We start from the raw sequence: 12,657 nt of genomic DNA on the forward strand, positions 1-12,657 counted from the left end.
AGCCGGACGCTATGGCAAGCCCCCGCGGGCCAGCATAAACGCATCGGAAAAACCGGGAGAAAATCGTGTCGCACCTTCGCCTTGCCGCCAGAATGTCCACCGGCCTGCTGCTGCTCGCCGTGGCGGGCTGCGCCCCCGCCGCGATCGATCAGGCACCCGCGACTGCCTCGACGCCCGCCGCGACGACGCCTTTGGAGGTGCCCGCCGGCGCCCCGCTCGCCGAATTCTTCGAGAAATATGACGAGGCGCAACTATCGCTGTCTCCGCAGACCAAGGCCTATCGCGGCATCCGCGACGGCGACTACGGCAAATGGGACGATGTAAGCGACGAGGCCGAGGTCGCGCGAAACAAGCTGCAACAGGCGACCGCCGCCGCGATGCGGGCAAGCTACGACCCCGCCAATCTGTCGCCCGACGATGCGCTGTCGTTCGAACTGTTCAACGCGCAGGCCGCGCGCGAAGAAAGCCTCTTTCCCTATCGCCACCATGATTATCTGTTCAACCAGATGCGCGGCGCGCAGAGCCAGATGCCGGCGTTCCTGATCAACATCCACCGCGTGTCGAACGTCGCGGAGGCCGAAGCCTATGTCGAGCGCATCCGCGGCATGGGTCCGGTGATCGACGCGCTGACCGCGCAGTCGGCCGAGCGCGTGACGCTGGGCATTCAGCCGCCCAAATGGGTCTATGCCTATGTCATCTCGGACATTCAGAATCTGCTGAAGCCCGACAATGCGCTGATCGAGGATATCAGCACCAAGGTCGGCAAGCTCGACATCGTGGCCGCCGAAAAGGCGCGCCTCCTCGACGCCGCCAAATCGGCGTGGTCGACGAGCGCCGGTCCGGCCTACACGCGTCTGCTCGCCGAGATGAAACGCCAGCAGCCCGGCGCGCCGACCGCCGACGGCGTATGGCGGCTGCCCGATGGCCAAGCCTATTACAAGGCGCTGCTCGCCAATTACACGACGACCGACATGACCGCGGCCGAGATTCACGAACTGGGCCTCGCTGAAGTCGCGCGCATCCACGGCGAGATGCGACAGATCATGGCGAAGGTCGGCTTCAAGGGCAGCTTGCAGGAGTTTTTCGTTCACCTGCGCACCAGCCCGCAATATTTCCACACCTCGCGCGAGGCCTATCTCGCCGAGGTGGATAGCCGTGTGAAGGCCATGGAGGCGCGCCTCCCCGCCTTCTTCAACACGCTCCCCAAGGCGCATCTGCAGGTGAAGGCAGTCGAGGCGTTCCGCGAGAAATCGGCAGGCAAGGCCTTTTACCAGTCGCCCTCGCCCGACGGCTCGCGCCCCGGTACTTACTATGTGAACCTCTACGATCTGCGCGACATGTCGAAGAACGAGCTCGAGGCGCTCGCTTATCATGAAGGCGTGCCGGGGCACCATCTCCAGCGCGCGGTGCAGACCGAACTCACCGGCCTGCCGCCCTTCCGCCGCTTCGGCGGTTTCACCGCCTATACCGAGGGCTGGGGCCTCTATACCGAGGAACTCGCCAAGGACATGGGCTTCTACACCGACCCCTATAGCGATTTCGGCCGCCTCGGCATGGAACTGTGGCGCGCGTGCCGCCTCGTCGTCGACACCGGCATCCACGACAAGCGTTGGAGCCGCGAACAGGCGATCCAGTATCTGAAGGATAATACGCCCAACCCCGACGGCGACATCGAAAAGGCGATCGAACGCTATATCGTCTATCCCGGACAGGCGACCGCCTACCTCATCGGCAAGCTCAAGATCATGGAACTCCGCGGCCGCGCGCAGGCGGCGCTCGGCGACAAGTTCGATTTTCGCACCTTCCACGATGTCGTGCTCGAATCAGGGCCGGTGCCGCTCGACGTGCTCGAACGGCGTGTCGACGCGTGGATCACGGCGCAGAAGGGTGAAGAAAATTGACGATTGGCGCTTGACGCGCGGGACTGAAACGCAAATGATTTATCCCAGATAAATGAGGCGCCGGGTCACGGTGGCCAGAGGTCTGGGTCTGATGTCGCAATCTTCTACCTCGCCTGTGGGCGTGGACGGCAGCGCGCCGTTCGAACTACATTATTTTCCGCCCGATCCCGATCTGGCGGAAATGGTGTCGAGCCTGTATTTTGCGCGCGTCAACATGCCGCGGTTCGACGAATATGAACGCGCCGACCGCCCGCAATTCCGCTTCGTGACCGCCGCCGACGGCGAGTATATTTTCGCCGACGGCCATCATGCGCCGGTCTGCAAGGCCAATATCGTCGGCCCGACCAGCGGCCGCGTGCGCGCGATCAGTAATTGCCCGACGCAGATGTTCGGGTTCGGCATGCTCCCCGCGGGCTGGGCGGCGCTGATGGGCGACGACGCCGACAAGCTGACCGACCGCGCGATGGATGCCGCCGACCTGTTCGGCCCGTGGATCGAGGACGTCGCCGCCGCGCTCGAAAAGGCCGCGACGGTCGAGGAAAAGCTGGTCATCGGCAATAATTTCGCGCGCGAGGTGCTGACGCGCAACGAACAGCCGCCGATGTGGTTTATCCGCACGGTCGACGAATGGCTGACCGCATCGCCCTCGCCGCAAGTGCCCGAACTGGTCGGGGCGACGGGCATGTCGATCCGCTCGGTTGAACGGATGACGAAACATTATTACGGCCTGTCGCCGCGGATGCTCGCGCGCAAATATCGCGCGGTGCGCGCCGCTTCGGCGCTCGCGCGCGGCGAAGGGCTCGACGCGGCGCAGCTCGGCGACGCCTTTTATGATCAGTCGCACCTGATCCGCGAGATCAAGCGCTTCGCCGGCGCGACCCCGGGCCAGCTCGGCAAGCCGACCACCTACACCGAAGCGACGACCAAGGGCCGCAAGCAGCTCGCCGGCAAGGTCAGCCCGATCGTCTCCGAGACGTGAGCCGCTATTAACCTTCAAAAATTGCGCGCCCGGTCGTTTTGGCGTTTCCATACAATCGCGAATCGGCGCGGGGGAATAATTCCCCCTTGCGACCCAGAAGAGCTCATCCTCTTACGAGGACTTGAGACCTTCATCTTGGCACTCATTTGGCTTCGGCCGGATGGGTGCCTTTTTTTTGGCGCGTATCGGGCAGCCGCTTTGGGGTGGAGAGCTGTAGTTGCTCTTCTCCACTTCCGTCATCCCGGGCTTGATCCGGGATCCCGCTTTTTGGGGCGTCGACCGGTCTTCGGCATCAAGCGGGACCCCGGATCAAGTCCGGGGTGACGAATAATGAGACGGCAGCAAACGGTCGCAACCGGCCGCCCCACCCTCATCTTTACCCCGCCCAACCACGGCTTGCTTGCACCTCGCTGGCCTCTCGCTTATATAAGTGGAGTAATTTACTCCAGTTAAGAATCGTTCGCAATTGCGACGGAAAAGAACATGCGCCTGTCCAACCTTGCCGATTATGCCGTGGTGCTTATGAGCGCCGCTGCCCGCCAATGCGGGTCCCATTACGGTTCTGGGCCCATCCACGCGGGCATGCTCGCCGAGCAGACCGGCATCCCGGGACCGACGGCGCAGAAGCTGGTGAGCCAGCTCGCACGCGCCGGGCTGCTCGTCGCGTCGCGCGGCAGCGGCGGTGGGGTGCGACTCGCGCGGCCCGCGGCGGCGATCAATGTCGCCGACATCATCGAAGCCGTCGAAGGCCCGATCGCGCTCACCTCCTGCGTCGCCGAAGGACGCCATGACTGTTCGCTCGAGGGCAGTTGCAAGGTGCAGCCGCATTGGGGCGTCGTGAATGGCGCGGTGCGCGGTGCGCTGGCGAACATCAGCCTTGCGAGCCTTGCCGCTGCACCCAAACTCTCCTTCACCCCGCCTGCCCCGGCGCTTGCCGGCGACGAGATCAGAATATGACCGACAACACCGAACTCCCCGTCAAGGACCAGGCCGCGCACGACGCCGCGGCGAAGGTTGCCGATTACGAGCATGGCTGGTCCTCCGCCATCGAGACCGACTTCGCGCCCAAGGGGCTGACCGAGGATACGGTCCGCTTCATTTCGGCCAAGAAGAACGAGCCCGAATGGATGCTCGATTGGCGGCTGAAGGCGTTCCGCCACTGGCAGACGATGGAGACCCCCGACTGGGCGAAGCTCAACGTGCCGCCAATCGACTATCAGGACGCTTATTATTATGCGGCGCCCAAAGCGAAGCCGAAGCTGAGCAGCCTCGACGAGGTCGATCCCGAAATCCTCGAGGTCTATAAAAAGCTCGGCATCCCGATCGAGGAGCAGAAGGTGCTCGCGGGCGTCGAGGGCGCGCGCAAGGTCGCGGTCGACGCGGTGTTCGACAGCGTCAGCGTCGCGACGACCTTCCGCGAGGAGTTGAAGCGCGCGGGGGTGATCTTCCTCTCCATCTCCGAAGCAATCCGCGAATATCCCGAGTTGGTGAAGAAGTGGCTCGGCAAGGTCGTGCCGATGCACGACAATTATTTCGCGACCCTCAATTGCGCGGTCTTCTCCGACGGCACTTTCGTCTATGTGCCCGAGGGCGTGCGCTGCCCGATGGAACTCAGCACCTATTTCCGCATCAATGCCGAAAATACCGGTCAGTTCGAGCGCACGCTGATCGTCGCCGACAAGGGCGCCTATGTCTCCTACCTCGAAGGCTGCACCGCGCCGATGCGCGACGAGAACCAGCTCCACGCCGCGGTGGTCGAACTGATCGCATTGGACGATGCCGAGATCAAATATTCGACGGTGCAAAACTGGTATCCGGGCAATGCCGAGGGCCAGGGCGGCATCTATAATTTTGTGACCAAGCGCGCGCTGTGCCAGGGCAAGCGCAGCAAGGTGTCGTGGACGCAGGTCGAAACCGGCTCGGCGATCACGTGGAAATATCCGAGCTGCGTCCTCAACGGCGACGACAGCGTCGGCGAATTCTACTCGGTCGCGGTCACCAACAATTTCCAGCAGGCCGACACCGGCACCAAGATGATCCACAATGGCAAGCGCACGCGCTCGACCATCGTCAGCAAGGGGATCAGCGCGGGCAAGTCGAACAACACTTATCGCGGCATCGTGCGCGTCGCGCCCAATGCCGAGGGCGTGCGCAACTTCACCCAGTGCGACAGCCTGCTCCTCGGTAGCACCTGCGGTGCGCACACCGTCCCCTATATCGAGGTCCGCAACCCGAGCGCGACCGTCGAGCATGAAGCGACGACGAGCAAGATCAGCGACGACCAGCTTTTCTACGCAATGCAGCGCGGGCTGGGGCAGGAAGAAGCGGTGGCGCTGATCGTCAACGGTTTTGCCAAGGAAGTGCTGCAGCAGCTTCCGATGGAGTTTGCCGTCGAGGCGCAGAAATTGTTGGGGATCAGCCTTGAGGGGAGCGTGGGGTGAGAGCGGCTTTCGCCTTCATTTTCATTGTCACCGCGTGTTCCGATGGCGAAGCCGAGGTGCTGGCAGACATGTCGCTCTCGGAGCGCACATCTTACGAGACAATCAAGACGTTCAACAAATGCATGCAACCGCACATCGCTTTGGCAAAGCGCGGGCCCGCTTTGTCTGATCGTCAAATTGACGAGTTCGGGCAGAAATGCCCCATGGAGTTGGAACAGGTCGCCCAATCCATGGCTAAACGGCCTCTGTCGAGTTTCCGCGGATCGATCTCGAATGACGAGTGGATCCCCGATTTTGACGGGCGCCTTGCACATTATCGGAAATCATTTGCGGGTTCCTTCAGTTGCGAACTGAGCCCCGGCGGCTGTCCGGTTCTATAGGAAATATGATGTTGAAGATTGAAAACCTCCACGCCACCGTCGCCGACAAGCCGATCCTGAAGGGCCTGTCGCTCGACATCAACGCGGGCGAAATCCATGCGATCATGGGGCCGAATGGCGCGGGCAAGTCGACCCTCTCCTATGTCCTCGGCGGGCGCCCCGGTTATGAGGTCACCGAAGGGTCGGCGACGTTCGACGGGCAGGATCTGCTCGACATGGACCCGCACGAGCGTGCCGCGGTGGGCCTGTTCCTCGGCTTCCAATATCCGGTCGAGATCCCCGGCGTGTCGAACGTCCAGTTCCTGCGCGAGAGCCTCAACGCCCAGCGCAAGGCGCGCGGCGAAGAGCCGTTGTCGGGCGGCGACTTCCTGAAGCTCGCGCGCGAGAAGGCGGGGCTGCTCAAGCTCGACATGGATATGCTCAAGCGCCCGGTGAACGTCGGCTTTTCGGGCGGCGAGAAGAAGCGCAACGAGATGGTGCAGATGGGCATCCTCGACCCCAAGCTCGCGATCCTCGACGAGACCGACTCGGGCCTCGACATCGACGCGCTGCGCATCGTCGGCGACGGGATCAACGCGATCATGCGGCGCCCCGACAAGGCCGTGCTGCTGATCACACATTATCAGCGCCTGCTCGACTATGTGCGGCCCGATTTCGTCCACGTCCTCGCGGCCGGCCGCATCGTCAAGTCGGGCGGTCCTGAGCTGGCGCTTGAGCTGGAAGAACATGGTTATGCGGAGATTGCAGCGTGATGAGCGCGCGCGCCCTACTCCCTTCTCCCTTGAGGGGAGAAGGATACGCAGCCTTGGCGCCGAAGGCGTCTAGGCGCAGTTGGATGAGGGTGGGCGAGCCTTTGGCTCGCGCGATCGCATGGCGATCGCATACCCCTCACCCAGCTTCGACTAGCGAGCAAGCTCGCAAGTCTGCGCAGCCCTCTCCCCCAAGGGGCGAGGGATCATGACCACCCTCCCCACGCGCCGCGACGAAGCCTGGCGCTATAGCAATATCGACGCGGTGACCGCGGCATGGCCGCTGCCCGCGCCCGAGAGCATCGTCGTGCCCGCGGGCAGCGACTTCAAGCGCGCGATCGTGCAGGATGCAGGGACGATCCAGCAGGTCGAGATGAGCATCGGCAACGGTGCGACCGCGTCGCTGCATATCCTCAACATCGGCGGTGTATACGGCCGCATCGAACTGAACGTCACGCTGCACGAAGGCGCCGACTTCACCCTCGGCGCCGCGCAGATCGGCGGCGGCGAACAGACTCTTGAGATCGTCACCACCGTCACCCACGCCGAACCCGGCGCGACCTCGCGGCAGATGATCCGCTCGGTGCTCGGCGGCACTGCGACCGGCACTTATCTCGGCAAGGTCGCCGTCGCGCGCGACGCGCAGCAGACCGACAGCGAGCAGGACGTGAAAGCGATGCTGCTCGACCGCAGCGCGACCGCCAACGCCAAGCCCGAGCTCGAAATCTTCGCCGACGATGTCAAATGCGCGCACGGCTGCGCGATCGGCGAGCTCGACGCGATGAGCCTCTATTATCTCCAGTCGCGCGGCCTTCCGCCCGCCGAGGCGAAGAAGATATTGCTGCAGGCCTTCGTTGCCGGCGTCTTCGACGGCGCCGAGGACGAGGAAAAGCTACAAGCGCTCGCGCTCGCCAAGCTGGGAGAGTTGGTGTGAGCAGCCTCTCTTCCCCGTTCGTCCCGAGCGAAGTCGAGGGACGCGAAGCCGGGCGCCAGCGTGTCTCGACTTCGCTCGACACGAACGGGATCAGGGACCAGTTCCCCGGCCTGACGCCAGGCTGGCACTATCTCGACACCGCCGCGACCGCGCAGAAGCCGCAGGCGGTGATCGACGCGACGGTGAACGCAATGGGCCGCGACTATGCGACCGTGCACCGCGGCGTCTATGCACGCTCGGCCGATATGACGCTCGCCTATGAGGCGGCGCGGCGGCGGATCGCGGGCTTTATCGGCGCGCGCGAGAATGACGTGACCTTCGTGCGGGGCGCGACCGAGGCGATCAATCTCGTCGCCTACTCGCATCCGAAGAAGGGCCGCGTACTGCTGTCGATGCTCGAACATCACAGCAATATCGTGCCCTGGCAGCTCGCGGGCTGGCAGGTCGATGTCTGCCCGCTGACCGCCGACGGCTGCATCGACCTCGACGCCGCCGAGAAGCTGCTCACCCCCGATCACACGATGGTCGCCTTCGCCCATGTCTCGAACGTGCTCGGCAGCCCGCTCGACGTTGCGCGCGCCGCCGAGCTCGCGCACCGTGTCGACGCCGAACTGCTGATCGACGGCTGTCAGGCGGTTCCGCGCCTGCCCGTCGATGTCGCGGCATTGGGCTGCGACTATTACGCCTTCTCGGGCCACAAGCTCTACGGCCCCACCGGCATCGGCGTGCTGTGGAGCGACAAGCTCGACACGCTCCCGCCGTGGCAGGGCGGCGGATCGATGATCGACCGCGTGACCTTCGCCAAGACGAGCTACGCCCCCGCCCCCACCCGCTTCGAAGCCGGCACTCCGGCAATCGTCGAAGCGATCGGGCTCGCCGCGGCCGTCGACTATGTCGAGGCGCTGGGCATCGACAGGGTCCATGCGCATGAATGCGCGCTCGTCGGGAGCTTGCGCGAAGCCCTCGCACGCAAGAACAGCATCACGCTCTATGGCCCTGAAAATAGTGCAGGAATCGTCAGTTTTTCGATGACGGGGGTTCATCCGCACGACATCGGCACTATCTTGGACGAAAGCGGGGTCGCGATCCGCGCCGGGCACCATTGCGCGCAGCCGCTGATGGAGCATCTGGGTGTACCCGCGACCGCGCGCGCGAGCTTCGGTGTGTACAACAATGACGACGATGTGGCGGCGCTGATCGACGGCCTCGCCCGCGTCGAGAGGATTTTCGGATGAGCGACGAGGACCGCATGATCAAGGTCGAAGAAGTGACGAGCGTCGACGCGCCGCCGAAAGCGCGCGTCGAAGATATCGAGACCGCGCCCGAGAAGCTCGAGCGCAAGCGCGACTATCTCGAAGGCTTCCTCGCGGCCAAGCCCGCCGACGTAGCGCCCGGCGCGGTCGGCGGCGACCTTTATGAGTCGGTGATCGACGCGCTCAAGGAGATTTTCGACCCCGAAATCCCCGTGAACATCTACGACCTCGGCCTGATCTACAATGTCGAGATCGACGAGGGCCATGTGCTCGTCACGATGACGCTGACCACGCCGCACTGCCCGGTCGCGGAGTCGATGCCCGCCGAGGTCGAACTGCGCGTCGGCGCGGTGCCCGGCGTCGGCGACGCCGAGGTCAATCTCGTCTGGGACCCGCCGTGGTCGCCGCAGAATATGAGCGACGAAGCGCGGCTCGAATTGGGGATGCTGTGATGACCGATACCAAGACCCGCGTCCGCCCGGCAGCAGTGACGCTCACCCCCGGTGCCGAGGAACGCATCGCGAAACTGATGGCGTCGGCGCCGGAGGGCACGATCGGCGTGCGCCTGTCGACCCCGCGCCGCGGCTGTTCGGGGCTCGCCTATTCGGTCGACTATGTAACCGAAGAGGTGAAGTTCGACGAGAAGATCGAGACCCCCGGCGGCGTCTTCTACATCGACGGCGCGTCGGTCCTGTATCTGATCGGCAGCGTTATGGACTGGGTCGAGGATGATTTTGCCGCGGGCTTCGTCTTCGAGAATCCGAACGCCAAGGGCGCGTGCGGCTGCGGCGAGAGTTTTACCGTCTAAAGGGCGCTTTTCCGCAAAAAACATGCTATGATGGCTCCTCCAAAGAAGGGGCAGCATCATGATCCGTGCCTTCTATCTGGCCTATGCGGCCATCTGCTATGCGATATTCTTTGCGACATTCCTGTACCTTATCGCCTTCGTCGGCAATCTGCCCGTCGTCGAGCCAACGGTCGATTTCGCGCGCGAAGCGCCGCCCGGGCGAACGGTATTGATCGATGCCGCGCTGATCGCGCTGTTCGGCGTTCAGCATAGCGCGATGGCCCGCCCCGGGTTCAAGGCGGCATGGACGCGTATCGTCCCTGCCCCCATCGAGCGTAGTACCTATGTGCTGCTCGCCAGCCTCACGCTGATCGTTCTGATGCTGTTCTGGCACGAACTGACCACACCGGTGTGGATGGTAACCAATGTAGCGGGCGCCGCGGTCCTGTGGGCACTCTTCGGCCTCGGCTGGCTGATCGTCCTCACCAGTACCTTCCTGATCAACCATTTCGAGCTGTTCGGTTTGCAGCAAGCCTGGTTCGCCGTGCGCGCGAAAGCGGCCGCGCCGCCGGTGCTGCGCCAGCCGCTTTTCTACAGGTTCGTGCGGCATCCGTTATATGCGGGGTTCTTCCTCGCCTTCTGGGCGACGCCCGTGATGACCGCCGGCCACCTGCTGCTCGCCGCCGGCCTTTCTCTCTATATGCTGATAGCAATCCGGTTCGAGGAGCGCGACCTGATCGATGTCTTCGGCGAAGCTTATGTAAGCTATCGTCGGCGCGTCGGCATGCTCGTCCCGCGGATCGGCGGCGGCCGCTAGCGGCAGACCGTCCAGCCCGCGGTCCGTGCCGCCATGTCGAGATGGAAATGGTCGGCGTGCGCGCGGTTATAATCGGGTGACAGGACAGTGCTGAACAGGCCGCAGCTTTCGTCGCGAATGCCGTGCAAGAATTCGCTGCGGTTGTCGCCAGGCGGCCAGTCGTTGATCAGAGCAATGCGTGTCCCGTCGGCGAGGATAAAGGCCGAGATGTCGATCGCGTTCGCGGTCGAATGCTGGCTTTGCGCCTGCTCGCCAGCGATCTTGCGGCAATTATAGCTGCCGAGATTCTCCATCTCGATCACTTTCTGTCCGAAATATTTTCGCGCGAGCGGCTGAACCACGTCGCGATTCCATAGCGCCATCGCGGCGGTTACCGCGCAGCCGGGCGCCGCATTGGCAGGCCGCATCGTCGGCACGAAACGATCGCCGGTCAGGATCATGCGCTGACTCGCCCGGCAAATCCCGTTACCGATGGGCGGCCGTCGCAGATAGCCCACGCCTGCGCGGTCGAGGACGGCGAAACAGGCCGCGTCGTCGCTCGCAAGTGCGACGAGCTTGCTGTGCGTCGCCCATCCCTGTGGATGCGCGAGTTCGAAACGCGCGCCGGGGAAATGTTCGGGATGATCGCGCACCCACTGCATGCCGAAGATCGCGCCGATCGTCAGCAGCACCGCGACAGCGAACCAGATCAGATAGGGGCGTATGCTCTTCACGGCGCCTTAGTGACGCGCGGAGCCTTTTCACACAACCCCGCCCGATCATTAGGGTCAGGCGAGTTGAGTGGCGTCGCGATCGCGGCGCCCGTCCCTTTCCGTCTCTTCGCTTTCGAGCGCACCGAGCCGCCCTTCGGCGCGCGCCTTGCGGCCATAGACGATTTCGAAGAGGGGCCCTGCCATCACCGTGGTGATGATCGCCATCAGCACCATGATCGCGAACAGCGTCGGGCCAATGATCCCCTTTTGCAGGCCGATGTTGATGATGATCAGTTCCATCAGCCCGCGCGCGTTCATCAGTGCGCCGATTCCCATCGCAGTGCGATTATCCTCGCCAGCAAGCCGCGCAGCAAGCCAGCAGGCGCCGAATTTTGCCGCGATCGAGACGAGCAATATGCCGAGCGCGACGCCGAGGATTGACAGGCTGTTCACCGTGGTGAGCTGGGTATTGAGGCCCGAGTAGGTGAAGAACATCGGGAGAAGGAAGACCACGGTCATCGGCTCGACCTTCTTCCTGATCTCCTCGGTCAAAAGGCCGCGCGGCATGCAGGCGCCGAGCAGGAAGCCCCCGAACACCGCGTGGATGCCGACCGCGTCCATGAAGAAGGCGGCCATGGCATAGAGCATCAGCACCACGGCGAGCAGCGTGTGCGTCAGTTCGCCCTTCGCCTCGACCGCGCGGCCGAGCCGGATCAGCAGCTTGCGGCCGACGAAGAACATGAAGAGCGCGAAACCGATCCCGCCGACGATCGCGAGGAGCGCGATACCCGGCCCGCCCCCAAACGTTGCCAACACGATCGCGAGCACGCACCACGACACCGCGTCGTCGAACGCACCAGCCGTGAGTGACAGGGTGCCGAGCGAGGTATTCGCAAGCCCGCGCTCGTTGATGATGCGCGCGAGCATCGGGAAAGCGGTAAGCGCGATGCACGCCCCCATGAACAGCGTCGCGCCGCCCTGCCCCAGCCCGTCGGCAAACAGGCCGGGGATATCGAGCAGCCAGGGCGTGATCAGCGCCGCGAGCAGGAAAGGCGCGGCAATGCCGGCGGCCGAGACGCCGACCGCGCTTTTCGCCTTCGACTGGAAATGGTCGAGACGCAGCGTGGTACCGACGAGGAACATGTAAAGGCCGACGCCGAATTGAGCGCCGACATAAAGGATATTGCGCGTTTCCTTGGGGAACAGCGCCGCCTGAAACTCAGGGAAGAGGAGGCCGAAGAGCGAGGGACCAAGCACCACGCCGGCAATCATCTCACCCACGACCTGCGGTTGCCCCATGTAGCGGTTTGCAATCCAGCCGACGACGCGGCAGACGAACAGGATGACCGCGATCTGGAGGAAGAAATGGATACTTAAATCGGTCGGAGTGTAGCTGGCCGTGACGCTCATCGCCGGACCGTGTGCGCCCATGACGTCACCGATTGACTGAATCAGCTCATCGAACATATTCAATACCAATTCCACATTACCCTGCCGCCCTGATGCGGACCCCAGGCACGCCCCTCTGTAAACCCGGCACTACTGAGACACGATCGGATGGCGAAAGCAACAAAAGTCTGTAACTGGTATTATTGCAGGATGCCCGGCCCCCGCGCGCAACCGACTCGTCCATTGTCATGGCACCGGGCCATTCAAACAATATAGTCCTATGTGAACGCTCTCATAGGAGATTTTTGCCGGACGCGATAGGCTCGCGCATCATC

Annotated in this window: 13 protein-coding genes; 11 read left to right on the forward strand and 2 right to left on the reverse strand. The window is 63.5% G+C overall.

What is annotated here, in order from left to right:
• The first annotated feature begins 65 nt into the window (after positions 1 to 65).
• The 11 genes from E5675_RS13910 to mddA all read left to right on the forward strand — a co-directional run bounded on the left by E5675_RS13910 (position 66) and on the right by mddA (position 10,241).
• Positions 66 to 1,901, forward strand: coding sequence for a DUF885 domain-containing protein (locus E5675_RS13910; RefSeq protein ID WP_136175037.1), 1,836 nt, complete (start codon positions 66 to 68; stop codon positions 1,899 to 1,901).
• 91 nt (positions 1,902 to 1,992) lie between these two features.
• On the forward strand, positions 1,993 to 2,880 hold the full coding sequence (locus E5675_RS13915) for a helix-turn-helix domain-containing protein (RefSeq protein WP_136175038.1): 888 nt from the start codon (positions 1,993 to 1,995) through the stop codon (positions 2,878 to 2,880).
• A gap of 483 nt (positions 2,881 to 3,363) precedes the next feature.
• Positions 3,364 to 3,837 (forward strand): Rrf2 family transcriptional regulator, encoded by a 474-nt coding sequence (locus tag E5675_RS13920; RefSeq protein ID WP_136175039.1) that lies wholly within the window; start codon positions 3,364 to 3,366, stop codon positions 3,835 to 3,837.
• Positions 3,834 to 5,321, forward strand: a complete 1,488-nt coding sequence (sufB, locus tag E5675_RS13925; RefSeq protein ID WP_136175040.1) for a Fe-S cluster assembly protein SufB — start codon at positions 3,834 to 3,836, stop codon at positions 5,319 to 5,321. The genes E5675_RS13920 and sufB overlap by 4 nt, the downstream gene beginning before the upstream one ends.
• Positions 5,318 to 5,701 (forward strand): hypothetical protein, encoded by a 384-nt coding sequence (locus E5675_RS13930; RefSeq protein ID WP_136175041.1) that lies wholly within the window; start codon positions 5,318 to 5,320, stop codon positions 5,699 to 5,701. The genes sufB and E5675_RS13930 overlap by 4 nt, the downstream gene beginning before the upstream one ends.
• 8 nt (positions 5,702 to 5,709) lie before the next feature.
• Positions 5,710 to 6,453, forward strand: a complete 744-nt coding sequence (sufC, locus tag E5675_RS13935; protein WP_136176489.1) for a Fe-S cluster assembly ATPase SufC — start codon at positions 5,710 to 5,712, stop codon at positions 6,451 to 6,453.
• A 205-nt stretch (positions 6,454 to 6,658) separates the two neighbouring features.
• Positions 6,659 to 7,384: a SufD family Fe-S cluster assembly protein gene (locus tag E5675_RS13940; protein WP_136175042.1), complete on the forward strand. Its 726-nt coding sequence runs from the start codon at positions 6,659 to 6,661 to the stop codon at positions 7,382 to 7,384.
• Between the two features lie 110 nt (positions 7,385 to 7,494).
• Positions 7,495 to 8,619: a cysteine desulfurase gene (locus E5675_RS13945; protein ID WP_247594888.1), complete on the forward strand. Its 1,125-nt coding sequence runs from the start codon at positions 7,495 to 7,497 to the stop codon at positions 8,617 to 8,619.
• Positions 8,616 to 9,089 carry an SUF system Fe-S cluster assembly protein gene (locus tag E5675_RS13950; RefSeq protein WP_136175044.1) on the forward strand — a complete coding sequence of 158 codons (474 nt, stop codon included), beginning with the start codon at positions 8,616 to 8,618 and terminating at the stop codon, positions 9,087 to 9,089. The genes E5675_RS13945 and E5675_RS13950 overlap by 4 nt, the downstream gene beginning before the upstream one ends.
• A complete protein-coding gene (locus E5675_RS13955) occupies positions 9,089 to 9,445 on the forward strand; it encodes an iron-sulfur cluster assembly accessory protein (protein ID WP_210727531.1) in 357 nt (118 codons plus the stop codon). The genes E5675_RS13950 and E5675_RS13955 overlap by 1 nt, the downstream gene beginning before the upstream one ends.
• A gap of 58 nt (positions 9,446 to 9,503) precedes the next feature.
• Positions 9,504 to 10,241 (forward strand): methanethiol S-methyltransferase, encoded by a 738-nt coding sequence (mddA, locus tag E5675_RS13960; RefSeq protein ID WP_136175046.1) that lies wholly within the window; start codon positions 9,504 to 9,506, stop codon positions 10,239 to 10,241.
• Here mddA and E5675_RS13965 read toward each other — a convergent pair.
• Together E5675_RS13965 and E5675_RS13970 are read right to left on the reverse strand one after the other, a co-directional pair.
• The gene (locus E5675_RS13965) at positions 10,238 to 10,954 is read right to left on the reverse strand and encodes an extensin family protein (protein ID WP_247594625.1); all 717 of its coding nucleotides are present in this window, start codon (positions 10,952 to 10,954) and stop codon (positions 10,238 to 10,240) included. The genes mddA and E5675_RS13965 overlap by 4 nt on opposite strands.
• A gap of 54 nt (positions 10,955 to 11,008) precedes the next feature.
• A complete protein-coding gene (locus E5675_RS13970) occupies positions 11,009 to 12,400 on the reverse strand; it encodes a cation:proton antiporter (protein ID WP_136176491.1) in 1,392 nt (463 codons plus the stop codon).
• Positions 12,401 to 12,657: the final 257 nt, after the last annotated feature.

Origin of the sequence: Sphingopyxis sp. PAMC25046 (assembly GCF_004795895.1) — a bacterium.
GTDB lineage: Bacteria > Pseudomonadota > Alphaproteobacteria > Sphingomonadales > Sphingomonadaceae > Sphingopyxis.